This is a genomic window from Burkholderia sp. RF2-non_BP3, from assembly GCF_001522185.1.
Lineage (GTDB): Bacteria > Pseudomonadota > Gammaproteobacteria > Burkholderiales > Burkholderiaceae > Burkholderia > Burkholderia diffusa.
In genome coordinates, this window is the sequence record NZ_LOSU01000054.1 from 150,236 (window position 1) to 174,139 (window position 23,904).

Sequence of the window (23,904 nt, forward strand, 5' to 3'; positions counted from 1 at the left end):
GGCGTTGTCCCGATGGTGCGGTTTTCTTGTCGTCGCATGCAGTAATCGGCCCGGCCCGCAGGGGGCGTATCGCGGAACGGTCGTATTCACACAATCAAAAGAACGAGGTCGGCAATGCAATTTCATTTCAGAAGATCGCGCCGCGCATGGCTACCCGCGCTCGTTGCAGCCGCGACGCTCGCCGCGTGCGGCGGAGATGACGGCGGCAGCGTGGCGGGCGTGTCCGCGCTCGCGCAAGGTCAAGGGCAAAACCAGGATCAGCAGGGCGACAATGCGCAAGGGCGCGTGTCGCCGTCCGGCGTCCCGTACGCGAATCCCGCCAGCGGCGGGCGCTACAAGCCGGTGATCGCCAACGGTCAGGTACAGCCGTCGCTATCCGGCGGCACGATCGAGGAAAACGCGTGGGTCGACACGCCGGTCGACTCCGACGGCGACGGCACGCGCGACCGCATTCACGTGCGCATCGTGCGTCCGTCGGAAACCGCCAACGGCGCACGCACGCCGGTCATCGTGCTCGCAAGCCCGTACTATGCAGGGCTCGCCGACAGCCCGAACCACGACGTCGACGTCGAACTCGACGGCACCCCGTATCCGGCCGCCACTGCGGCCGCGGCAGCCACCGGCGCCTCCGCGCGCATCATGGCCGCGGCGCCGCAAACGCGCATGCTGCAGCAGCTCGAGGCGGCCGCGGCCGGCCGTTCGTGGATCGAGGGCTACTTCATTCCGCGCGGCTTCACGATCGTGTATGCGGATTCGCTCGGCACCGCCGGTTCCGACGGCTGCCCGACGATCCTCACGCGCGACGAATCCGTCGCGATGGCGTCGGTGATCCGCTGGCTCGGCCACGATGCCGCCGCGAAGGATGCGAGCGGCAAGCCGGTCGTCGCGAACTGGTCGACGGGTCACGTCGGCATGTACGGCGTGTCGTACGACGGCACGCTGCCGAAGATGGTCGCGAGCCTGCGCACGCGCGGGCTCGACGCGATCGTGCCGATCGCCGGCCTGTCGAACATGTACGGCTATTACCGCTCGGGCGGGCTCGTACGCGCGCCGGAGGGCTATCAGGGCGAGGACGTCGACGTCTACATCAAGGCGCTGCTGACCAACGCGCATCCGGAGCGCTGCACGCACCTGATCGACGAGGCATTGCAGCAGGAAGACCGCAAGACGGGCGACTATTCGTCGTTCTGGGCCGCACGCGACATTCCGACCGCACAGGCGGTCGCGCCGGCCCTCGTCGCGCAGGGGCTGACCGACGACAACGTGCGCGTCGACCAGTCGACGTCGTGGTATCTGGCGATGCGGCGTCAGGGCGTGCCGACGCAGCTGTGGCTGCACCGCCTGAAGCACACCGACCCGACCCGCGTGCCGGCGATGGCCGATGCATGGACCGCCGAAGTGAACCGCTGGTTCACGCGCTACCTGATCGGCGTCGACAACGGCGTCGAACGCGATTCGCGCGCGGTGGTCGAGCAGGCCGACGGCACCCTGCTGAAGGAAGCCGACTGGGCCGCGCGGCACGCCACGCCGGTCGCGTACTTCGCGGGCGGCGACGGCACGGGCACCGGCACGCTGTTGCGGCTGCCGAGCGGCGGTCCGCTCGCGCGCTTCACCGACGATGCGTCGATCCCCGCGCTCACGCTGGCGAACGCCGCGACCGGCGAGCATCGCAGCCGCTTCGAAACGGCGCCGTTCGCGGCCGCGACGCGCCTGTCGGGCACCGCGACCGCACGCGTGCGGCTGACCTTCACCGGCGTCGCGAACGTGACGGCATTGCTGGTCGACCGCGCACCGGACGGCTCGGCAACGATCGTCACGCGGGCATGGACCGATCCGCGCAATCGCGTGTCGGACTGGTTCTCGCAGCCCGTGCTGCCGGGGATGCCGTATGACCTGAAGCTGACGTTCATGCCGCGCGACTACAAGCTCGAAGCGGGTCACAAGCTCGGCCTCGTCGTGCTGTCGAGCGACAACGAGGCGACGCTGCGGCCGACACCGGGCACGGGGCTCGCGCTCGATCCGGCCGGCACGTCCGTGACGGTGCCGCTGGTTTCGTCCTGAGCCGGCGCGGTCGATCGGCACGACTGACCGCCATGCGCATGCGATCGCTCCCGATCGCATGCGCGTGACGCCGAGTGATACGTATCGAAGGCGCCGTGCGACTTTGCTTCACCGTCGCACGGCGCCGTTCTTCATCGGCAACGCGATCGCGTCAGCCATGCTGACGCGCATTTCACAGCACTGAATTCGCGGCCGCGACGCAATTTTTTTCTCTTGTTGGCGGGGCCGGTTCAACTTCGTGCCAGTGCGCCTTTCACCCCTTTCACCTTCCGCACCCGGCGCCGCCCCGCTCACACCGGCGTCAGCACTGGCTCCCCCGCGAAATGCCGGGCGGCGTTGTCCAGAAACTGCTGAACCGAACGATCGAGCGCCTCCGGCGACCAGCCGCCCATGTGCGGCGTCAGCACGATATTGTCGAGCGCCGTGAGCGCGCGCGGCGGCTCCGGCTCGCCTTCGTACACGTCGAGCCCGGCGCCCGCGATGCGCCGCTCGCGCAGCGCATCCGCCAAAGCAGCGGTATCGACAACGCTGCCGCGCGACACGTTCACGAGAAAGCCGCCGGGGCCGAGCGCGTCGAGCACCGTGCGATCGATCAGATGACGCGTGCCCGCGCCGCCCGGCGTCGCGACGATCAGGAAATCGGCCCATTGCGCGAGCGCATCGACACGGTCGAAATAGCGATGCGGAACATCCTTCGTGGAACGGTTGTGATAACCGATCTCGATGTCGAAGCCGGCCGCGCGCCGCGCGCATTTCTCGCCGATCTTGCCGAGCCCGACGATGCCGAGCTTCTTGCCCGACACGTTCGGCGGCATCTGCAGCGCGTCGCGCCATACGCCGGCGCGGGTGTTCGCATCGAGTTGCACGACGTTGCGCACCGCCGCCAGCAGCAGCGCGAACGCATGATCGGCGACGCAATCGTCGTTGGTGCCCGCGCCCGTCGCCACGGTGATGCCGCGTGCCTTCGCATGCGCGACATCGATGTGCTCGTAGCCCGCGCCGAGCGCGCTGACGAACGTGAGCTGCGGCAGACGATCGATTTCGGCGGCAGTGAGGCCCGTGCTGCCGTTGGTCAACACCGCGCGGATCGTGCTGCCGTGTTCGGCGATCGCGCGCGCGCGTTCATCGGCGGTCGGTGCATGATGGACGTCGTATGACGCGGCGATCTGGCGCTGCGCGTCGTCGCGCAGCGCGATAAGGACCAGCAGCTCAGGCTTCATGTCAGCAAATGTCCACAGGCGGGAATGCGTTCCAGTGTAACAACGGCGCGTGACGCGTGCGGGTTACCCCCACGCGCGCTGTGGACGTGCCGCCTCACATGGTTTGCCAAAGCCGACTCAGTCAAGTAACTTTCGGCGTAACGTCCCCGTTCTGGAGATTGGCCCCGATGAAGCTCGCCCTGCCCGCCCGAATCCTGGGCCTCGCGTTCGCCGCCGCTGTCGTGGCACCCGGCGCGCACGCCGACACGCCCGTCGTGGTGTCGTCGAAAATCGACACCGAAGGCAACCTGCTCGGCAACGTCATCGCACAGGTGCTGAAGGCCCACGGCATCCCCGTCACCGAAAAGATCGCGCTCGGCACGACCCCGATCGTGCGCAAGGCGCTCACGAGCGGCGAGATCGATATCTACCCCGAATACACGGGCAACGCGGCATTCTTCTTCAACAAGGCCGACGATCCCCTGTGGAAGAACGCGAGCCAGGGCTACGACACCGCGAAGAAGCTCGACTATGCGGCGAACCATCTCGTCTGGCTCGAACCGGCGCCCGCGAACAACACGTGGGGCGTCGCCGTGCTCGCCCCGGTCGCGCAAGCGCAACACCTGAAGACTTTCTCCGATTTCGGCAAGTGGATCGCGGGCGGCGGCAAGCTGAAGCTCGCGGCGTCGGCCGAATTCGTGAACAGCGCGTCCGCGCTGCCGTCGTTCGAGAAGGCGTACGGCTTCAAGCTGAAACCGGATCAGCTCGTCGTGCTGTCGGGCGGCGACACGGCCGCGACGATCAAGGCCGCCGCAAACCAGACCGACGGCGTGAACGCGGCGATGGTGTATGGCACGGACGGCGGGATCGCATCGAGCGGCCTCGTCGTGCTCGACGACGACAAGCACGTGCAGCCCGTCTACGCGCCGACACCGGTGATTCGCGAAGTCGTGCTCAAAGCGCATCCACAAATCGCCGAATACCTGAAGCCGGTGTTCGCAAGCCTCGACCTGAAGACGCTGCAGGCGCTGAACGCGCGCATTCAAATCAACGGCGAACCGGCCGCCGGCGTGGCAAAGAGCTACCTGAAGTCGAAAGGCTTCGTCAAGTGACGGGTCGCGCGGTGCCGTCCGCGCGGCGCGTCACGCTCGACAAGGTCGGCATCCTGATCGGTGTCCTGACGATCGTGGCGGTATTCGGCATGCCGTTCATGGTGCTTCGGCCGAACCGCATCGCGGCCGGCACGGGGCTGTCGGCGTTCGCCGCGCTGCCCGCCGTGCAGGGGGCCGCGCTCGCCGCGTTGTGGGTCGTCGGCGCGTTGTGGGCGATGACGGCGAGCCGTCCTGCATGGCGGCTCGCGGCCGGCTGCACGTGGCTCGCGACGCTGGCCTACGCGGTCGGCGCCGCGGCGACGCACGTCGTCGCACCCGACGACGTGCTCGCACGCGTGTCGCCCGCGGCGGGCGTCTGGCTGCTGCTGTTCGCGTGGGCCGTGCTGGTGGCCGACGCACTCGCGCGGCTCGCATTCGGCCCCTGGCGCCGCCTCGTCGCACTCGTCGTCGCGATCGCAGCGATATCGCTGCCGCTCGCGAGCGGCTGGTGGGACGGCCTGTCCGTGATGCGCGAATACGCTGTGCGCAGCGACGACTTCTGGCGCGAGGCAATCCGGCACGTGTCGCTCGCGGGCGGATCGGTCGCGGCCGCGCTCGTCGCGGGCCTGCCGCTCGGCATCGCGTGCGCGCGGGTCGCGCCGGTGCGCACCGTCGTGATGCCGGTGCTCAATATCGTGCAGACGATTCCGAGCATCGCGATGTACGGGCTGATGATGGTGCCGCTCGGCCTGCTCGCCGCGCACGTGCCGCTCGCGGCCGCGCTCGGCGTCCGCGGGATCGGCGTCGCGCCGGCCGTGCTCGCGCTGTTTCTGTACTCGCTGCTGCCGATCGCGTCGAGCGTCGTGGTCGGGCTCGAGCAGGTGCCGCCGCATGTGACCGAAGCGGCTCGCGCGATGGGCATGACGCGCGCGCAGCGGCTGCTGCGCGTCGACCTCGTGCTCGCATTGCCGGTGATCCTGAGCGGCGTGCGCATCGTGCTCGTGCAGAACATCGGGCTGACCGCGGTCGCCGCGCTGATCGGCGGCGGCGGCTTCGGCACCTTCATCTTCCAGGGGATCGGGCAATCGGCCGCCGATCTCGTGCTGCTCGGCGCGATCCCGACGATCGCGCTCGCGCTGGCGGCCGCCGTCGTGTTCGAAGCCGCGACCACGCTCGCGAAGGGACGTACCGCATGATCGAGATCGAACGCATCGGCAAACGCTTCGGCGACGTCGTCGCCGTCGACGACGTATCGATGACGATGAAGCAAGGCACGATCACCGCGCTCGTCGGTGCATCGGGCAGCGGTAAGTCGACGCTGCTGCGGATGATCAACCGTCTGATCGCGCCGACCGCCGGCACGATCCGCATCGACGGCGTCGACACCGCGAGCGTACCGCCCGAGCAGTTGCGGCGGCGCATCGGCTACGTGATCCAGGGGCACGGCCTGTTTCCGCACTGGAGCGTCGCGCGCAACATCGCGACCGTGCCGCGCCTGCTCGGCTGGCCGGCCGAGCGCATCGACGCGCGCGTGCGCGAACTGCTCGACCTGTTTCATCTGGCACCGGCCGAATTCGCGGACAAGCTGCCGCACGAACTGTCGGGCGGCCAGCAGCAGCGCGTCGGCGTCGCACGTGCGCTCGCGGCCGAGCCCGCGATGCTGCTGATGGACGAGCCGTTCGGCGCGCTCGATCCGATCATCCGCAACAAGGCGCAGGACGATCTGTACGCGCTGCAGCGCCGCCTCGGCATCACGGTCGTGATCGTCACGCACGATATCGAGGAAGCGCTGAAACTCGGCGACACGATCGCGGTGATGGACGGCGGACGGCTGCTGCAGGTCGCGTCGCCGGCCGAGATTCTCGGCAAGCCGGCCGCGGGTGTCGTCGAGCAGCTCGTCGCCGGCGTCGATCGGCCGCTGCGCCTGCTCGCGCTGACGCCGATCGACGCGGTCGCCGAGCCCGGTCACGCCGACGGCGAACCGATCGCCGCGACGCGCACGCTGCGCGACGCCGTGTCCGAGCTGCTGTGGCGCGGAGCGGACGCATTGCCGGTCGATGACGGCAATGGGCGCGATACGCCGCGCCGCATCACGTTCGACGCGATCCGCACACACGCGAGAAAACCCGCATGACGACGCGGCTCGCGCGTTCGCCCCTGCCGCAGCGGCTGCCCGCGCATATCGCGCGCGCGGCCGCGTTCGCGCTGCTGCTCGTGCTGCTGTTGCGCCCCGCGTGGCTGCAGGGCGTGTTCGCGCCGTTCGCGGACAACGGCGCGCCAGTCATCTACGATCGCGCGAGCCTGCTCGACCTCACGCTCGCGCATCTCGGCACCGTCGCGCTGTCGAGCCTGATCGGCACGGTGGTCGCGGTCGCGGCCGGCATCGCGGTGACGCGGCCGTCCGGCGCGGATTTCCTGCCGGTTGCGCGCAGCGTCGTCGACATCGGCCAGACCTTTCCGCCCGTCGCGGTGCTCGCGCTTGCGGTGCCGGCCGTCGGCTTCGGGTTGAAACCCGTGCTGATCGCGCTCGTTCTGTATGGGCTCCTGCCGATTTTCGAGAGCACGATCGCAGGGCTCGAAGACGTGCCGCGCGATGTCGTCGACGCCGCGCGCGGGATGGGGATGAGCGGTTGGCAACAACTGGTGTCGGTCGAGCTGCCGCTCGCGTTTCCGGTGATCGTGAACGGAATCCGGCTCGCGGTCGTGATCAATCTCGGCACCGCGACGATCGGGTCGACGGTCGCCGCGCGCGGGCTCGGCGACGTGATCATCGCGGGCCTGCAGACGTCGAACACGGCGTTCGTGCTGCAGGGCGGCGTGATCGTCGGGCTGCTCGCGGTGCTGGTCAGCGATGCGATCGGCGCGCTTGCACGGGTGGCGAGCGCGCGGCGGGCGTAGCACGCATCCGCGATCGCTACCCCGTGCATGAAATGAGGGACGCGAGAGAAAATCCGGCCGCGCTTCATCCGGACTCCGATACGTGTTGGCGCAACGATCGAACCTGTCCGGAGCACGCGCCGACAAAAGCCTACATCACGCTTTCATTCGAGCCCGCGCTCGCACACGTCCGACGATTGGCCGATATACTATGCGCCTCTCATTTCCCCGCACTCCACCATGCGACGACGGTTTCTCTGGCTGATCGTGCTTTCGCTCGGCATCGCGCACCAGGCCTCGGCGCAGCAGGCGCCTGCATTGCCTGCCTCCGCGCCCGAAGCGGCCGCATCCGCGCCGGCCGACGCCTCGGCCCCACTCGCGAACGATCAGCCCAACGAAGCAAACCGCCGCATCACGTCCTACCTGACGAAGAAATTCGGTGTCGCGAAAGAGCGCGCCGCGAAGCTCGCCGATATCGTGAGCATGACCGCGACGAAATATTCGCTGCCTCCGGCACTCGTTTACGCCATCATCTCGATCGAATCGCGCTTTCAGGAAAAGGCGCGCGGCCAGCATGGCGCGACCGGGCTGATGCAGGTGGTGCCTTCCGCGCACCGCGGCATGCTGCGCAACGTGAAAGATCTGACCGAACCGAATGCGAACGTCGAAGCCGGCTCGAAGATCCTGTCGGGCTATGTGCGGGCGGCCGGCGGCAACGTGCAGGCCGGGCTGAAAAGCTACGGCGGATCGAATGCGTATGCGGCGAAGGTGATGCAGCGGGTCGACACGTTCCGCTTCGTGCTCGAACCCGAAGACGGCGCGAAGCGCGCGAACGATACGAACGCGCGCATGGTGCCGGTCAGCGATCCGTCGACCGCGGCGAGCCGCAACGCGAAGTAAGCGCACTGCGCACCGCACGTGCGATCCTGAAGCGGCACGACGCGCGACATTACACACCGACCGTCCATCACTCGCGCGCGAAATGCGCACGCAGAAACTCGATGAAATGCTGCGTCTTCGCGGGCAGCAAACGCGTTTCGGTCATCGCATGGACGGGAAACGGCGCGTCGTGACTTCGTCATGACGCGCCGCCTTGAAACGATACGGACTGCTCAGCCCGTCACAGCTGCCCCGCCGCTCCCGTCCACCGCAGGTAATCCCCACGCGTCCAGTCGAGCGACACGCCAACGCGCTTCGTCCCCGGCCGGATCTTCGGCTTGTACATCGACAGCGTCAGCGACTCCAGCGCGGGCCATTCGCGGAACGACATCACCGCGAGATCGGCGACGAGCGTTTCGAGCAGCCGCGTATGCGGCTTGTGCGACAGGAACGACGCGACGCGTGCGCAGTATCCGTCGTAGTCGATCCACTCGCCCTGCTCGCTCGGCTCGCAGCGATACCCGAGCCGCGCATCGATCACGATCGGCTGCGGCGCCTCGTGCTCGTGCGCGTGGATGCCGATCCGCGCGGGCACCTTCAGTTCGTCGACGAACACGCTCCAGCCACGCCCGCGCAGGCGCGGCGCGTCGATCGCCACGAACGGTTCGTCGAACGGCTTCATGATACGAGCGGCGCCGCGGCGTCGAGCATGATGCGCACGAAATAGTCGGCGAAACTGCGACGCAGGACGATCTCGAACGTATCGTCGCCGGTCGGGATCAGCGTGATCGGCGACTTGAAGTAGTGCGACTGCGCGCACTGACCCGGCTTGAGCACACGCGGATGCAGATCGAGCGGGCAGCCGCGCGCGATCACGTCGCGCACGCGTTCGCCGCTGACCTCGACCACCGTGTAGCCGCTGCCGACGTCGACGGCCGCCGCATACGAACCCTGCACGGCCTCCGCGAGTTGCGCCTCGAGCACGCCCGCCTGCACGGGCCCGTTCGAACGCACGAGCCACTCGTCGGGACCGAGCCACAGCACGTCGTACTCGGCGCCGCGCGCCACCGTGTTCGGCGCCGACGGCGGCCGGCAGCCGACCACGCGCTCGAACGCGCTGACGAATGCCGGGTCGCTCAGTTCGCCGCGCACGTTCACGAGATCGAGGAACGCCCGCTCGCGCAGCATGAACTTCTTCGACGCGCGCGCCTGGTGCGGCTTCAGCACATCGGCCGCGCCGACGAACGGCGATTCAAGCGTCACGCCCGCGCCCGTCACTTGCGACTGGTTTCTGGTTTCATTCCACATGCTGGCGCACCCCTTCGGTATCGTAGAAAACCGGGCTCGAGATCTTCGCGGTGACGCGCTTGCCGTTGGCCAGCGGAATCACGACGCTCTCGCCCATCTTGTTCAGGCCGCCCTTCACCACCGCCAGCGCGATCGAGCGCTTCAGGATCGGGCTGTAATAACTCGACGTCACGTGGCCGATCATCGGCGTCGGATCGACCGCCGACACCTGCGTGTCCTTCGCGATGATCTGCGCGCCTTCCGGCAGCACGAACTGTTCGTCCTCGGTCAGCAGGCCGACGAACTGCTTGCGGCCTTCCTTCTGCGTATCGGAGCGCGACAGCGAACGCTTGCCGAGGAAGTCCTTCGACTTCGCGACGAGCCCGCCCATCCCGAGGTCGTACGGCGTGATCGAGCCGTCGGTATCCTGGCCGACGATGATGTAGCCCTTCTCCGCGCGCAGCACGTGCATCGTCTCGGTGCCGTACGGCGTGATGTCGAATTCGGCACCGGCCGCCATCAGCGCTTCCCACACCGCGCGGCCCGCATTGGCCGGCACGTTCACTTCATAGGCGAGCTCGCCGGAGAAGCTGATCCGCATCACGCGCGCCTTCGCGCCCGCGACGGTGCCGTTCCGGTAGCTCATGAACGGGAACGCGTCGTTGCCGAAGTCGATGTCCTGGCACACCTTCTGCACGACCTTGCGGCTCTTCGGTCCGACCACCGCGAACGTCGCCCAGTGATCGGTGACGGACGCGAGCCGCACCTTCATGTCGGGCCATTCGGTCTGCAGCCAGCGCTCGAGCCACGTGAGCACGCGCGCCGCGCCGCCGGTGGTCGTCGTCATCATGAAATGCTGGTCGGCGAGGCGCACCGTCACGCCGTCGTCGAACACCATCCCGTTTTCGTCGAGCATCAGCCCGTAGCGGCACTTGCCGATCTCGAGCTTGTTCCACGGGTTCGTGTACATCCAGTTCAGCAGCTTCACCGCGTCCGGACCCTGGATGTCGATCTTGCCGAGCGTCGACGCGTCGAGGATGCCGACGCCGTTGCGCACCGCCAGGCATTCGCGCTTCACGGCCGCATGCAGATCCTCGCCGTTCTTCGGGAAATACCACGGCCGCTTCCAGTTGCCGACGTCTTCGAACATCGCGCCGTGCTCGACGTGCCATTCATGCACGGCCGTCTTGCGGATCGGGTCGAGGAAGTCGCCCGTCTCGCGGCCCGCGAACGTACCGAACGACACGGGCGTGTAGTTCGGGCGGAACGTCGTCGTGCCCGTTTCCGGAATCGTCTTGCCGAGCGCCTGCGCGAGGATCGCCATCCCGTTGATGTTGCCGAGCTTGCCCTGGTCGGTGCCGAAGCCCATCGCGGTGTAGCGCTTCACGTGCTCGACCGACTCGAAGCCTTCGCGCGCGGCCAGCAGGATGTCGGCGGCCGCCACGTCGTTCTGGAAGTCGACGAACTGCTTCGGCCCGCGTGCGGCGGCCTCGCGGCTGCCGACGAGCCACAACGGCTGCAGCGCGCCTTCGACGGTTTCCGCGACCTGCGGCGCGACGGGGCGCTGCGCGGCCGTGAAGCCCGCTGCCTTCGCCGCTTCGGCGCCCGCGTCGACCGCGAGCCGCAGCGCACGGGCGAGACCGAACTCGCCAGCGGCCGCGCCGATGCTCGCTTCCGCTTGCACGGGCTTGCCCGGCAGGAAGCAGGCCTTCTCGTCGTTCCAGCACGCCTTGCCGCCCGACTGCGCGAACAGGTGCAGCACCGGGCTGAAGCCGCCCGACATCGCGACGAGGTCGCACGGTAGCGACTGCAGCTTGCCGCCGGTCTGGCCGTTCGTGTAGGACGCGACGTCGACCGACGATACGCGCCACTTACCCGAAGCAGCCGTCACGACCGCACCGCTCATCACCGTCACGCCCTGCCGCTTCGCGGCCGCGGGCAGCGCGCCGCTCGACGACGCACGCGAATCGACGACCGTCACCTTGGCACCGCACGCCTTCAGGTCGAGCGCGGTCTGGTATGCACGATCGTTGTTCGTGAACACGACCACGTTGCGGCCCGGCAGCACACCGTAGCGATGCACGTAGGTGGACACCGCGCCGGCGAGCATCACGCCCGGCAGGTCGTTGTTGCCGAACACGATCGGACGCTCGTGCGCGCCGGTCGCGAGGATCACGCGCTTCGCGCGGACCTTCCACAGCAGCTCGCGCGTGCCCTTGCGCATCGACACCGGCTGGTGATCGGTCAGGCGCTGCGTGACCGTCACGAGGTTGTGGTCCTGATAACCGAACGCGGTGCTGCGCGACAGGATCGTCACGTCGGGCAGCTTGCGCAGTTCGGCCTCGATCTTCTCGACCCACTGCAATGCCGGCTTCGCGTCGATTTCCGCGCGGCACGACAGCAGGCTGCCGCCGAGTTCGCGCTGGTCGTCGACGAGGATCACGCGTGCGCCGGCCGTCGCGGCCGCATGCGCGGCGGCGAGGCCCGACGGGCCACCGCCGACCACGAGCACGTCGCAGTGCGCGTAGCATTTGTCGTAGCGATCGGCGTCGAGCACCTCGGGCGCCTTGCCGAGGCCGGCGGCCTCGCGGATCTTCTCCTCGTACTTCGGCCACATGTTGCGCGGCCACATGAAGGTCTTGTAGTAGAACCCGGCCGGCATGAAGCGCGAGAACTTCTGGTTGATCGCGTACTTGTCGTTCTCGAGCGACGGCGCCGCGTTCACGCTCGTCGCGACAAGGCCCTGGTACAGCTCGATCTCGGTCGCGCGCGCGTTCGGCACCGTGTACGGGCCGGTCTCGAGCTGCACGACGGCATTCGGTTCCGCGACGTCCGCCGTCACGATCCCGCGCGGACGGTGGTACTTGAAGCTGCGCGCGACGAAGTGCACGCCGTTCGCGAGCAGCGCGGATGCGAGCGTGTCGCCCTGGAAGCCCTGATACGTGCGGCCGTTGAACGTGAACGTCAGCGGAATCGCGCGATTGATGCGGCCACCGGTGCCGAGGCGGTCTTTCTGGCTCATTTGCTCGTGCCCTCTTCGTGTGCGTTGCCGGCGGCTGCACCGCCGAACTTTTCGTAGCCCTTGATATCGTAGGTCACCGTGTCGCGCGTGACCTTGAACCAGCGGCGGCAGCCCTGCGTGTGCAGCCACTGCTCGCGGTGGATACCGCGCTTGTTCTCGCGCATGAACACGTATTCGCCCCATTCGCGGTCGGTCATGTTCTCGTTCGCAACCGGGCGCACGATGTCGGCTTCACCGCCGCACGTGAACTCGGATTCGGCGCGCGGCCCGCACCACGGACATTCGATCAGCAACATGTTTCTTTCTCCTCGTTCAGTGCGGGGGTCAGTGCGCGACGGCGGCGGCGCCGTGCTCGTCGATCAGGTGGCCCGTGTAGAAGCGGTCGAGCGCGAACGGCGCGTTCAGCGGATGCGGTTCGTCGCGGGCGATCGTGTGCGCGAACACCCAGCCCGAGCCCGGCGTCGCCTTGAAGCCGCCGGTGCCCCAGCCGCAGTTGAAGTAGAGGCCCTTCACGTCGGTCTTGGTGATGATCGGGCACGCGTCCGGCGACACGTCGACGATGCCGCCCCACTGGCGGTTCATTCGCACGCGCGAGAACACCGGGAACATCTCGACGATCGCCTGCAGCGTGCTTTCGATGATGTGGAAGCTGCCGCGCTGGCCGAAGCCCGTGTACTGGTCGATACCCGCGCCGATCACGAGGTCGCCCTTGTCGGACTGGCTGATGTACGCGTGCACCGCGTTCGACATGATCACCGAGTTGACCACCGGCTTGATCGGCTCCGACACCAGCGCCTGCAGCGGGTGGCTCTCGATCGGCAGGCGCACGCCGGCCATGTCGGCGAGCGTCGTCGTGTTGCCGGCTGCGACCACCGCGACCTTCTTCGCCTTGATGAAGCCCTTCACCGTATCGACGCCGACCACCGCGCCGCCTTCGCGACGAATGCCCGTCACCTGGCAGTTCTGGATGATGTCGACGCCGGCGCGGTCGGCGCCGCGGGCGAAGCCCCAGGCCACCGCGTCGTGACGCGCGACGCCCGCACGGCGCTGGATCGATGCGCCGAGCACCGGATAGCGGCTGTTCAGGTTGATCGTCGGCTCGATTTCCTTGATCTGCGCGGGCGTCAGGAATTCGGCGTCGACGCCGTTCAGGCGGTTCGCGTTCACGCGACGCTCGGTGTCACGCACGTCCTGCAGCGTATGCGCGAGGTTCATCACGCCGCGCTGGCTGAACATCACGTTGTAGTTGAGGTCCTGCGACAGCCCTTCCCACAGCTTCATCGCCTTCTCGTACAGCGCGGCCGATTCGTCCCACAGGTAGTTCGAACGCACGATCGTCGTGTTGCGCGCGGTGTTGCCGCCGCCGATCCAGCCCTTCTCGAGGATCGCGACGTTCGTGATGCCGTGTTCCTTCGCGAGGTAATACGCGGTCGCGAGGCCGTGGCCGCCGCCGCCGACGATCACGACGTCGTATTCCTTCTTCGGTTCCGGGCTCTTCCACTGCTTTTCCCAGTTCTCGTGATACGAGAGGCCGTTGCGGAACAGGCTGAATATCGAGTAGCGGCTCATGTTAGTGATCCTTCGTTAGCATTCGATGACGTTCACGGCAAGACCGCCGCGCGACGTTTCCTTGTATTTCGTCTTCATGTCGGCACCCGTCTCGCGCATCGTCTTGATCACCGAATCGAGCGATACGTAGTGCTGGCCGTTACCCTTGAGCGCCATCCGCGATGCGTTCAGCGCCTTGATCGCGCCCATCGCGTTGCGTTCGATGCACGGAATCTGCACGAGCCCGCCAACCGGATCGCAGGTCATGCCGAGGTTGTGCTCCATCCCGATCTCGGCCGCGTTCTCGACCTGGTCGGGCGTGCCGCCCATCACCGCGGCGAGCGCGGCTGCGGCCATCGAGCACGCGACGCCCACTTCGCCCTGGCAGCCGACTTCCGCGCCCGAGATCGACGCCGTTTCCTTGTAGATGATCCCGATCGCCGCGGCCGTCAGCAGGAATTCGACGATGCCGGCTTCGTTCGAGCCCGGCACGAACTTCACGTAGTAGTGCAGCACCGCGGGGATCACGCCGGCCGCGCCGTTCGTGGGCGCGGTGACGACCCGGCCGCCCGCCGCGTTCTCCTCGTTGACGGCCATTGCATACAGGTTGACCCAGTCGAGCATCGACAGCGGATCGCGCAGCGACTCCTCCGAACGCGCCCGCAGGCGCCCGTTCAGTTCGGCCGCGCGACGCTTCACGCGCATCGGGCCCGGCAGTTCGCCCTCGACCTTGCAGCCGCGCTCGACGCACGCGGCCATCGTGCGCCAGATCGCGAGCAGCCCGCCGCGCACCTCGTCTTCCGGACGCAGCGTGCATTCGTTGCGCAGCATCAGCTCGGCGATCGACAGCCCGTGTTCGCGGCACTGGCGCATCAGGTCGTCGCCGGTGCGGAACGGATACGGCACGTCGGCCGCAGCACGCACGCCGTTTACGCGATCGCCGTCGCGGTTCACGACGAAGCCGCCGCCGATCGAGTAATACTCCTTCTCGACGAGCAGCTGGCCGTGCTCGTCGAACGCCTGGAAGCGCATCCCGTTCGGATGCACGATGCTCGTGCCGCTCATCAGCTTGCGATAGAAGCCGATGTTCTCCTTCTCGTCGAAGCGAATCGTCTGCTTGCCGAGCAGCGCCAGCGACTTCTCCGCGCGGATCGCCGCGAGCCGGGGCTCGATCAGGTCCGGATCGATCGTGTCGGGCAAATGGCCCTCGAGGCCGAGCAGCACCGCCTTGTCGGTGCCGTGGCCCTTGCCCGTTGCACCGAGCGAGCCGTATAGTTCGACCCGCACGCGGCGCACGAAGCCGAGCAGGTTCGCGTCCTCGATGTGCGACGCGAAACGGCACGCGGCGATCATCGGGCCGACCGTATGCGAGCTGGACGGGCCGATACCGATCTTGAACAGGTCGAACGCGCTGACGTTCATCTGACTTCCTCTGTGGGCGTACGTGAAATGTCGTTGGCATCAGTACATCAAAGCGTAAAATTGGCCGATAGAACAAAAACGGCATCGGCGTGGGATACCGCCGCCAAGCCCCGCGCAGGACGGCCGGAAAGTGCGTTTTGACGATGATTGACGACGAAAAACCACAAGTCGGCCGGCGCGCGCGCCAGCCGGCAACCGTGCCCGCGAACAGACTGCAACGAGTGAGACCCGCCTTCCGGGCGTGACGAGATTGACCGCGATGACACCCGACGTACCCGCTTCCCCCCTCGCCGAACCCGCGCCGCAGCGCATCCGTTTCGGCATCGTGCTGCTGCCGAACTTCACGCTCACGGCCTTTTCGGGTTTCGTCGACATGCTGCGGCTGTCGGCCGACGACGGCGACTACAGCAAGCCGGTGCGCTGCGCGTGGAGCGTGATCGGCGAAACGCTGGCGCCGGTGCGCGCGAGTTGCGGGATCCAGATCACGCCGTGGGAAACCTTCGAGAGCGCCGAACCGTTCGACTACGTGGTCGTGGTCGGCGGGCTGCTGCATTCGGGGCCGCAAGCCGGCCCCGAAACGCTCGACTTCATCCGCCGTGCGGCCACGGGCGGCGCGACGGTCGTCGGGATCTGCACGGGCGTGTTCACGCTGATGCGCGCGAACGTGCTCGACGGCTACCGCACGTGCGTGAGCTGGTTCCACTACTGGGATTTCATCGAGCGCTTCCCGAACGCCGATCCCGACATGCTGATCGCCGATCGCCTGTTCGTGATCGACCGACGCCGGATCACCTGCTCGGGCGGCCGCGCATCGATCGACGTCGCCGCCGCGATCCTGCTGCGCCATTTCGATCATGCGACCGTGCAGAAGGCGCTGCGCATCCTGCTCGTGGGCGAGATGCAGAAGGGCAATGCGCCGCAGCCGCATCCGCCGGGCCTCGAGCCGGCCACGCACCCGAAGGTCAAGCGCGCGATTCTCCTGATGGAACAGCATGTCGGCCGCGCGCTGCCGCTCGAGGAACTCGCGTGCAAGCTCGACATGTCGACGCGCCAGCTCGAGCGGCTGTTCAAGGCCGAGACGGGCAAGAGCCCGCAGGCGTTCGCGAAGCAGGTGCGGCTGCGCACGGCCGCGTGGCTGCTGACCAGCTCCGACCGCACCGTCGCCGATATCGCGTCGAGTTGCGGGTTCGCCGACGCGTCGCACCTCGGCCGCGAGTTCCGCAAGCAGTTCGGCGTGCCGCCGGCGACCTATCGCGAGCGCGGCGGGGACGGCGCAGAAGCCGGCGTGCCGGTGACCGCCGATTCCGATCCCGTCGAAGACATCGCCGACTGACGATCGCGCGCGCCGCCCGCGCGCGCCCTTTCCCGCCCTTTCCTTCTCCTGCCCGCGCCTTGGACGTCGCACGATCGCGGCATTTTCCCGCCACTTGGAACCGGTTCCAATCAACTTGACCGACGTTGCAGGCCGTTGACCGAGGGTTATCCCGGATGCTGACGCACCTTCAAATTTGTATGATGACCACATCACCTTACAAACCAGAGCGTCATGTTCGAGAAGATTCCCGCCCGTGCGATGAGCGACCACGTCGCGCAGCAGCTGCTGAAGCAGATCGAAGTCGGCAGTTTCTCGGCCACCGGCAAGCTGCCGACGGAAGCCGTGCTCGCGCAGGAATTCGGCGTGAGCCGCACCGTGATCCGCGAGGCGATCTCGCGGCTGAAGAACGAAGGCGTGGTCGAGCCGCGCCAGGGCAGCGGCGTATACGTGAACCAGCACGGCGCGATCCGGCCGCTGCGGATCGACTACGCGGAAGCCGTCGAGGCGAGCTCGCTGCCGCATCTGCTCGCGGTGCGCCGCGCGATCGAGGCTGAAGTCGCGGCCGAAGCCGCGCTGCACCACACGGCCGACGACATGGCCGACATCGACGACGCATTGCGCAAGATCGACGACGCGGCGGCCGAAGGGCGCGACGGCGTCGCGGAAGACGTCGCGTTCCACCGCACGATCGCGGCCGTCACCGGCAACCCGTATTTCCTGAAGACGCTGCAGTTTCTGAACCAGTACCTCGAGGCCGGCGTGAAGGTCACGCGGCGCAACGAAGCGACGCGCGAGGATTTCTCGCGGCAGGTGCGCGAGGAACACGCGGCGATCGCCGACGCGATCCGCGCGCGCGACCCGATGGCGGCGCGCAACGCGGCGCGCACGCACATGTACAACGCCGCCCGCCGTCTCGCGGAAGCCGGCATCTGCTGATGAACGATTGCTGAATGCGGCGGCCCGGGCCGAACCGGTGCCGTCGTTGTCCCGAACCTTTCCCGAATCGATCAAGGTTGACCATGTCACGAAATGTTGGAGTCATCGGCCTGGGCGCGATGGGCCTCGGCGTCGCCCGCTCGCTGCTGCGCGCGGGGTTCCGCGTGCACGCATGCGACGTGCGCGACACCGTGCTGCAGGCGTTCGCGGCCGAAGGCGGCGTGGCCTGCGCGAGCCCGGCCGAACTCGGCGCGCGATGCGATGTCGTCGTCACGCTCGTCGTCAATGCCGCGCAGACCGAAACGGTGCTGTTCGGCGAGCACGGCGCGGTCGCGGCGATGAAGCCGGGCGGCGTCGTGATCGCGAGCGCGACCGTCGCGCCCGACTTCGCGGTCGCGCTCGGCGCGCGCATCGAGGCCGCGGGCCTGCAGATGCTCGACGCGCCAGTATCCGGCGGCGCCGCGCGCGCGGCCTCCGGCGAGATGACGATGATGACGTCCGGCCCCGCCGCCGCGTATGCCGGCTGCGACGACGTGCTCGACGCGATCGCCGGCAAGGTGTACCGCCTCGGCGACGCGCACGGCATCGGCTCGAAGGTGAAGATCATCAACCAGCTGCTCGCCGGCGTGCATATCGCGGCGGCCGCCGAGGCGATGGCCCTGGGCCTGCGCGAAGGCGTCGATGCCGACGCGCTCTACGACGTGATCACGCACAGCGCCGGCAACTCGTGGATGTTCGAGAACCGCGTGCCGCACATCCTGAACGGCGACTACACGCCGCTGTCGGCCGTCGACATCTTCGTGAAGGATCTCGGCCTCGTGCTCGATACCGCGCGGCGCAGCAAGTTCCCGCTGCCGCTGTCGGCCACCGCGCACCAGATGTTCATGAGCGCATCGAGCGCCGGCCACGGCGGCGAAGACGATTCCGCCGTGATCAAGACTTTCCCCGGCATCACGCTGCCGCCCGCCCGCTGATTCGAACGACGTTCCTGCCATGACCGCTTCCGCTTCCCGTCCCCTGCTCGGCTGCATCGCCGACGATTTCACCGGCGCGACCGATCTCGCGAACATGCTCGTCAAGAGCGGCATGCGTACCGTGCAGACGATCGGCGTGCCCGCCGGCGACGCCGCAATCGACGCCGACGCGATCGTCGTCGCGCTGAAGTCGCGCACGATTCCCGCCGCCGACGCCGTCGCGCAATCGCTCGCCGCCCACGAATGGCTGCGCGCGCAGGGCTGCCGGCAATTCTTCTTCAAGTACTGCTCGACGTTCGACTCGACCGACGCGGGCAACATCGGGCCCGTCGCCGATGCGCTGCTCGACGCGGCCGGCGGCGGCTTCGCGATCGCGTGCCCGGCGTTCCCGGAAAACGGCCGCACGATCTTCCGCGGCCACCTGTTCGTCGGCGACGTGCTGCTGAACGAATCGGGCATGGAGAACCACCCGCTCACGCCGATGAAGGACGCGAACCTCGTGCGCGTGCTGCAGCGGCAAACGAAGTCGCAGGTCGGCCTGATCCGCTACGACACGATCGCGCTGGGCGCGGCCGCCGTGCGCACGCGGATCGAGCAGCTGCGCGCGGAAGGCGCGCGCTTCGCGATCGCCGACGCGCTGTCGGATCGCGACCTCTACGTGCTCGGCGAAGCGTGCGCGGGCCTGCCGCTCGTCACCGGCGGCTCGGGCGTCGCCCTCGGCCTGCCCGCGAATTTCCGTCGCGCGGATCAGCTGCCCGAGCGCGACAACGCGGCCTCGCTGCCGCGCATCGACGGGTTGTCGGCGGTGCTCGCCGGCAGCGCGTCGAAGGCAACCAACGCCCAGGTCGCCGCGTGGCGCGAAAGCCGGCCGAGCTTCCGGATCGATCCGCTCGCGGCCTCGCGCGGCGAGCCCGTCGTCGACGCCGCACTCGCGTTCGCACGCTCGCACCTGCCGCAACCCGTGCTGATCTACGCGACCGCGACACCCGACGAAGTGAAGGCCGTCCAGCAGGCGCTCGGCGTCGAGGCGGCCGGCCATCTCGTCGAGAGCACGCTCGCGGCGATCGCCAGGGGCTTGCGCGAGCTCGGCGTGCGCAAGTTCGTCGTCGCCGGTGGCGAGACGTCCGGCGCGGTCGTGCAGGCGCTCGACGTGAAGTCGCTGCAGATCGGTTCGCAGATCGATCCGGGCGTGCCGGCGACGGCCACCATCGACGCACAGCCGCTCGGCCTCGCGCTGAAATCCGGCAACTTCGGCACGGTGGACTTTTTCGACAAGGCGCTGCGCGCGCTCGACGGAGCCGCATGATGAGCCACGAAGCGAAACTGCGCGAAGAGATCTGCGTCGTCGGCGCGAGCCTGTATGCGCGCGGCCACGCAGTCGGCAGTGCAGGCAACATCAGCGCGCGTCTGGACGACGGCTGGCTGATCACGCCGACCGATGCCTGCCTCGGCCGCCTCGACCCGAACGACATCGCGAAGGTCGGCCTGGACGGCCAGCCGCGCTCGGGCGGCAAGCCGTCGAAGACGCTCGCGCTGCATCGCGGAATCTACGCGCGCAACGCGCAGGCGAACGGCATCGTCCATACGCATTCGACGCACCTCGTCGCGCTGACGCTCGCGGGCGTATGGCGCGACACCGACGTGCTGCCGCCGATCACGCCGTACTACGTGATGAAGGTCGGCCACATTCCGCTGATCCGCTATCGCCGCCCCGGCGACCCGGCCGTCGCGGCCGAAGTCGCGGCACTCGCCGATCAGGTTCGCGGCGTGCTGCTCGACCGCCTCGGCCCGGTGATGTGGGGGCAGTCGGTGTCGCACGCGTCGTACGCGCTCGAGGAACTCGAGGAAACCGCGCGGCTTTGGCTGATGACGAACCCGAAGCCCGAGCCGCTGTCCGACGCCGCGCTCGACGAGCTGCGCCAGACCTTCGGCGCACGCTGGTAACGCAACACATCGCGCCTGGAGCACGCAGGACTACGTATCGATTCCCATGCCCGCCGTGTGCGCGGGCCCTTCCATCAGCACACACGACACAATCCGGCGGCGTGCGCGCCGCCGGCACATGACATCCCAGGAGACGACGATGACTGCTCTCGACGCGGCCGCAGGCCGCTCGCCCGCCGCGCCCGCCCAATCGGCCGAACTCGACCGCACCTACAAAAAAGTGTTCTGGCGCATCGTGCCGTTCCTGATGCTCTGCTACGTGGTCGCGTATCTTGATCGCGTCAACGTCGGCTTCGCGAAGCTGCAGATGTCGCAGGACCTCGCGTTCAGCGAAACCGTGTTCGGCCTCGGCGCCGGCATCTTCTTCCTCGGCTACTTCCTGTTCGAACTGCCGAGCAACATGCTGATGCACCGCATCGGCGCGCGTATCTGGATCGCTCGGATCATGATCACGTGGGGCCTGCTGTCCGCGCTGTTCGCGTTCGTGAAGACGCCGACGCAGTTCTACGTGCTGCGCTTCCTGCTCGGTCTCGCGGAAGCCGGCTTCTATCCGGGCGTGATCCTGTACCTCACGTACTGGTTCCCGTCGCATCGCCGCGCGAAGATCATCGCGGTGTTCATGTCGGCGATTCCGGTGTCGGGCATCTTCGGCAACCCGCTGTCGGGCTGGATCATGGAGCGCTTCCACGGCGGCTCGGGCTTTCACGGCTGGCAATGGATGTTCATGATCGAGGCCGTGCCGGCCGTGCTCGTGGGCATCGCGACGATCCTGTATCTCGACAACAGCATTCGCAGCGCGAAGTGGCTCGACGAGCGCGAGAAGCAGATCCTCGAGGATGAAATCGCCGCGCAGCCGCAGGAACAGCAACAGCACGGCCATTCGCTGAAGGCCGTGTTCTCCGATCCGCGCATGTGGTGGATGTCGCTGATCTACTTCGCGTTCGTCACCGGTCAGTACGGTCTTACGTTCTGGATGCCGACGCTCGTCAAGTCGACCGGCATCACCGATACGTTGCAGATCGGCCTGCTGTCGGCGATTCCGTTCGTCGTCGCGATCGTCGTGATGAACCTGTTCGGCCACAGCGCGGACAAGCGCCGCGAACGCCGCTGGCACCTGATCGTGCCGGCGCTGATGGGCGCGGTCGGGTTTGCGGTCGCCGCGTCGTACTCGCACAATACGGCGGTGTCGATCGTGTTCCTGTCGCTCGCGGCGGGCGGCGTGCTGACCTGCGCACCGCTGTTCTGGTCGCTGCCGACCGCGTTCCTCGCCGGCTCCGCCGCGGCCGCCGGGATCGCGATCATCAACTCGGTCGGCAACCTCGCCGGGTTCGCGAGCCCGTACGTGATCGGCTACCTGAAGGACGTCACGCACAGCACGGCGTCCGGCATGTACGTGCTGGCCGCCATGCTCGTGATCGGCGCGATCGCCGTGTGGCTCACGCCCGCGAAACTCGTGAACCGCTGATCCGTCATTCGACGCGGGGCGCCGTGCGCCCTGCCCCATTCATTCACAGGACCCGCTGCCATGCCCCGCTTCGCCGCCAACCTCTCGATGATGTACACCGAGCACGCGTTCCTCGAACGCTTCGCCGCTGCCTCGTACGACGGCTTCAAGGCCGTCGAGTACCTGTTCCCGTACGACTTCGCCGCCGAGGACATTCGCGCGCGCCTCGACGCGCACAACCTCGAGCAGGCGCTGTTCAACGCGCCGCCGGGCGACTGGGCCGCCGGCGAGCGCGGGATCGCGTCGCTGCCGGGCCGCGAGGACGAGTTCCGGCGCGGCATCGACCAGGCGCTCGACTATGCGCGCGTGCTCGGCAACAAGAAGCTGCACGTGATGGCCGGGATGGTCGCGCCGGGCGCCGACCGCGCGCGCCATCGCGATACCTACGTGGCGAACCTGCGGCATGCGGCGCAGGCGGCGGCCTCACATGGCATCACGATCCTGATCGAGCCGATCAACCAGCGTGACATGCCCGGCTATTTCCTGAGCCGCCAGGACGATGCGCACGACATCCGCGCGGAAGTCGGCGCGCCGAACCTGAAGGTGCAGTTCGACTGCTATCACTGCCAGATCGTCGAAGGCGACCTCGCGATGAAGCTCAAGCGCGATTTCGCGGGCATCGGCCACATCCAGATCGCCGGCGTGCCCGAGCGTCACGAGCCGGACATCGGCGAACTCAACTACCCGTATCTGTTCGAGCTGATCGACGCGCTCGGCTACGACGGCTGGATCGGCTGCGAGTATCGCCCGAAGGCCGGCACGTCCGAAGGGCTCGGCTGGCTCAAGCCTTATCTGTAATCCACGCATTCCGAAGAGGGCTCACAACATGAAAGTACTGATCACCGGCGGCGCCGGCTTTCTCGGCCAGCGTCTCGCGCGCAAGCTGCTCGAGCGCGGCGAACTGACCGGCCCCGACGGCCGGACCGGCAAGATCGACGAGCTGGTGCTGCTCGACGTCGTGAAGGGCAGCGATTTCGGCGACGCGCGCGTGACGTCGATCGTCGGCGACATCGCCGATCGCACGGTGCTCGAAAGCGCGATCGACGCGCAGACGGGCGCGATCTTCCATCTCGCGGCGATCGTCAGCGGGCAGGCCGAAGCCGATTTCGATCTCGGCATGCGGATCAATCTCGACGCGTCGCGCACGCTGCTCGAAGTGTGCCGCGCGCGCGGCCATCGTCCGCGCGTCGTGTTCACGAGCTCGGTGGCCGTCTACGGCGGCGTGTTGCCCGACGTCGTGCAGGACGACACCGCGCTGAATCCGCAATCGTCGTACGGCGCGGAGAAGGCGATTGCCGAACTGCTTCTGTGCGACTACGCACGGCGCGGCTTCGTCGACGGACGCGTGCTGCGGCTGCCGACCATCAGCGTGCGGCCGGGTCGCCCGAACGCGGCGGCGTCGTCGTTCGCGAGCGGCATCATCCGCGAACCGCTGAACGGCGAGGAAAGCGTGTGCCCGGTGCCCGGTTCGACGCGGCTGTGGCTGCTGTCGCCGCGCGGCGCGATCGACGCGCTCGTCGCGGGTTGCGAGATCGACAGCGAGAAGCTCGGCAACAAGCGCGTGATCAACCTGCCCGGCCTGTCGGTGTCGGTGGACGAAATGATCGCGGCGCTGCGCGAAGTCGCGGGCGACGACGTCGTGAAGCTGATCCGCCATGCGCCGGACGAACGCGTCGAGAAGATCGTCGGCAGCTGGCCGGGCCGCTGGGACACGACGCGCGCCGAAGCGCTCGGCCTGAAGGGCGACACGTCGTTCGCAGACGTGATCCGCAGCTACATCGCCGACGAACGAGGTTGATCGCCGCGCCGGCCGGCGAGGCATGCGGCCGCGTCGGCGAACCGCTG

Annotated in this window: 21 protein-coding genes and 1 pseudogene; 14 read left to right on the plus strand and 8 right to left on the minus strand. The window is 67.9% G+C overall.

Annotation, left to right across the window (positions count from 1 at the left end):
- The first annotated feature begins 114 nt into the window (after nt 1–114).
- Nucleotides 115–2,061 carry a Xaa-Pro dipeptidyl-peptidase gene (locus tag WS45_RS25930; RefSeq protein ID WP_059702387.1) on the plus strand — a complete coding sequence of 649 codons (1,947 nt, stop codon included), beginning with the start codon at nt 115–117 and terminating at the stop codon, nt 2,059–2,061.
- 290 nt (nt 2,062–2,351) lie between these two features.
- Here the strand turns inward: WS45_RS25930 and WS45_RS25935 are convergent, their stop codons facing one another.
- Nucleotides 2,352–3,281 (minus strand): 2-hydroxyacid dehydrogenase, encoded by a 930-nt coding sequence (locus tag WS45_RS25935; protein ID WP_059702389.1) that lies wholly within the window; start codon nt 3,279–3,281, stop codon nt 2,352–2,354.
- 167 nt (nt 3,282–3,448) lie between these two features.
- Between WS45_RS25935 and osmF the strand changes: the two genes are divergently transcribed.
- From osmF to WS45_RS25960, 5 genes are all read left to right on the plus strand, one after another.
- The gene (osmF, locus tag WS45_RS25940; RefSeq protein ID WP_059702391.1) at nt 3,449–4,372 is read left to right on the plus strand and encodes a glycine betaine ABC transporter substrate-binding protein OsmF; all 924 of its coding nucleotides are present in this window, start codon (nt 3,449–3,451) and stop codon (nt 4,370–4,372) included.
- Nucleotides 4,369–5,547, plus strand: coding sequence for an ABC transporter permease (locus WS45_RS25945; protein WP_059702392.1), 1,179 nt, complete (start codon nt 4,369–4,371; stop codon nt 5,545–5,547). Before osmF ends, WS45_RS25945 begins: the two co-directional genes overlap by 4 nt.
- A complete protein-coding gene (locus WS45_RS25950) occupies nt 5,544–6,485 on the plus strand; it encodes an ABC transporter ATP-binding protein (protein ID WP_059702394.1) in 942 nt (313 codons plus the stop codon). Before WS45_RS25945 ends, WS45_RS25950 begins: the two co-directional genes overlap by 4 nt.
- A complete protein-coding gene (locus tag WS45_RS25955) occupies nt 6,482–7,249 on the plus strand; it encodes an ABC transporter permease (protein WP_059702396.1) in 768 nt (255 codons plus the stop codon). Before WS45_RS25950 ends, WS45_RS25955 begins: the two co-directional genes overlap by 4 nt.
- Before the next feature lie 219 nt (nt 7,250–7,468).
- Nucleotides 7,469–8,128: a lytic transglycosylase domain-containing protein gene (locus WS45_RS25960; protein ID WP_059702398.1), complete on the plus strand. Its 660-nt coding sequence runs from the start codon at nt 7,469–7,471 to the stop codon at nt 8,126–8,128.
- A gap of 67 nt (nt 8,129–8,195) precedes the next feature.
- Here WS45_RS25960 and WS45_RS36265 read toward each other — a convergent pair.
- From WS45_RS36265 to WS45_RS25990, 7 genes and pseudogenes are all read right to left on the minus strand, one after another.
- Nucleotides 8,196–8,294, minus strand: a pseudogene (locus tag WS45_RS36265) (LysR family transcriptional regulator); the annotation flags it as partial.
- A 54-nt stretch (nt 8,295–8,348) separates the two neighbouring features.
- Entirely contained in the window at nt 8,349–8,789 is a 441-nt protein-coding gene (locus WS45_RS25965; RefSeq protein WP_059452158.1) for a dihydroneopterin aldolase, read from the minus strand.
- Nucleotides 8,786–9,415 (minus strand): sarcosine oxidase subunit gamma, encoded by a 630-nt coding sequence (locus WS45_RS25970; protein WP_059702400.1) that lies wholly within the window; start codon nt 9,413–9,415, stop codon nt 8,786–8,788. Before WS45_RS25970 ends, WS45_RS25965 begins: the two co-directional genes overlap by 4 nt.
- Entirely contained in the window at nt 9,405–12,416 is a 3,012-nt protein-coding gene (locus WS45_RS25975) for a sarcosine oxidase subunit alpha family protein (RefSeq protein WP_059702402.1), read from the minus strand. The genes WS45_RS25970 and WS45_RS25975 overlap by 11 nt, the downstream gene beginning before the upstream one ends.
- Complete coding sequence (locus WS45_RS25980; RefSeq protein WP_059534095.1) at nt 12,413–12,712, minus strand: sarcosine oxidase subunit delta; 300 nt, start codon at nt 12,710–12,712, stop codon at nt 12,413–12,415. Before WS45_RS25980 ends, WS45_RS25975 begins: the two co-directional genes overlap by 4 nt.
- 28 nt (nt 12,713–12,740) lie before the next feature.
- A complete protein-coding gene (locus WS45_RS25985; protein WP_006480591.1) occupies nt 12,741–13,985 on the minus strand; it encodes a sarcosine oxidase subunit beta family protein in 1,245 nt (414 codons plus the stop codon).
- Nucleotides 13,986–14,000: 15 nt separating this feature from the next.
- Nucleotides 14,001–15,386: an L-serine ammonia-lyase gene (locus WS45_RS25990; RefSeq protein ID WP_059534094.1), complete on the minus strand. Its 1,386-nt coding sequence runs from the start codon at nt 15,384–15,386 to the stop codon at nt 14,001–14,003.
- A gap of 259 nt (nt 15,387–15,645) precedes the next feature.
- Between WS45_RS25990 and WS45_RS25995 the strand changes: the two genes are divergently transcribed.
- From WS45_RS25995 to denD, 8 genes are all read left to right on the plus strand, one after another.
- Nucleotides 15,646–16,719 (plus strand): GlxA family transcriptional regulator, encoded by a 1,074-nt coding sequence (locus tag WS45_RS25995; RefSeq protein ID WP_059534345.1) that lies wholly within the window; start codon nt 15,646–15,648, stop codon nt 16,717–16,719.
- A gap of 213 nt (nt 16,720–16,932) precedes the next feature.
- Nucleotides 16,933–17,637, plus strand: coding sequence for a FadR/GntR family transcriptional regulator (locus WS45_RS26000; protein ID WP_059534092.1), 705 nt, complete (start codon nt 16,933–16,935; stop codon nt 17,635–17,637).
- A gap of 83 nt (nt 17,638–17,720) precedes the next feature.
- Nucleotides 17,721–18,611: an L-threonate dehydrogenase gene (gene ltnD, locus WS45_RS26005; RefSeq protein ID WP_059466901.1), complete on the plus strand. Its 891-nt coding sequence runs from the start codon at nt 17,721–17,723 to the stop codon at nt 18,609–18,611.
- Nucleotides 18,612–18,630: 19 nt separating this feature from the next.
- Nucleotides 18,631–19,917, plus strand: coding sequence for a 3-oxo-tetronate kinase (gene otnK / locus WS45_RS26010; RefSeq protein WP_059702404.1), 1,287 nt, complete (start codon nt 18,631–18,633; stop codon nt 19,915–19,917).
- Complete coding sequence (gene otnC, locus WS45_RS26015; protein ID WP_059534343.1) at nt 19,917–20,555, plus strand: 3-oxo-tetronate 4-phosphate decarboxylase; 639 nt, start codon at nt 19,917–19,919, stop codon at nt 20,553–20,555. The genes otnK and otnC overlap by 1 nt, the downstream gene beginning before the upstream one ends.
- A 139-nt stretch (nt 20,556–20,694) precedes the next feature.
- Nucleotides 20,695–22,020, plus strand: a complete 1,326-nt coding sequence (locus WS45_RS26020) for an MFS transporter (RefSeq protein WP_059689008.1) — start codon at nt 20,695–20,697, stop codon at nt 22,018–22,020.
- A gap of 60 nt (nt 22,021–22,080) precedes the next feature.
- Nucleotides 22,081–22,857: a 2-oxo-tetronate isomerase gene (otnI, locus tag WS45_RS26025; RefSeq protein ID WP_059688986.1), complete on the plus strand. Its 777-nt coding sequence runs from the start codon at nt 22,081–22,083 to the stop codon at nt 22,855–22,857.
- 28 nt (nt 22,858–22,885) lie between these two features.
- Complete coding sequence (gene denD, locus WS45_RS26030) at nt 22,886–23,857, plus strand: D-erythronate dehydrogenase (protein ID WP_059702406.1); 972 nt, start codon at nt 22,886–22,888, stop codon at nt 23,855–23,857.
- Nucleotides 23,858–23,904 lie beyond the last annotated feature (47 nt).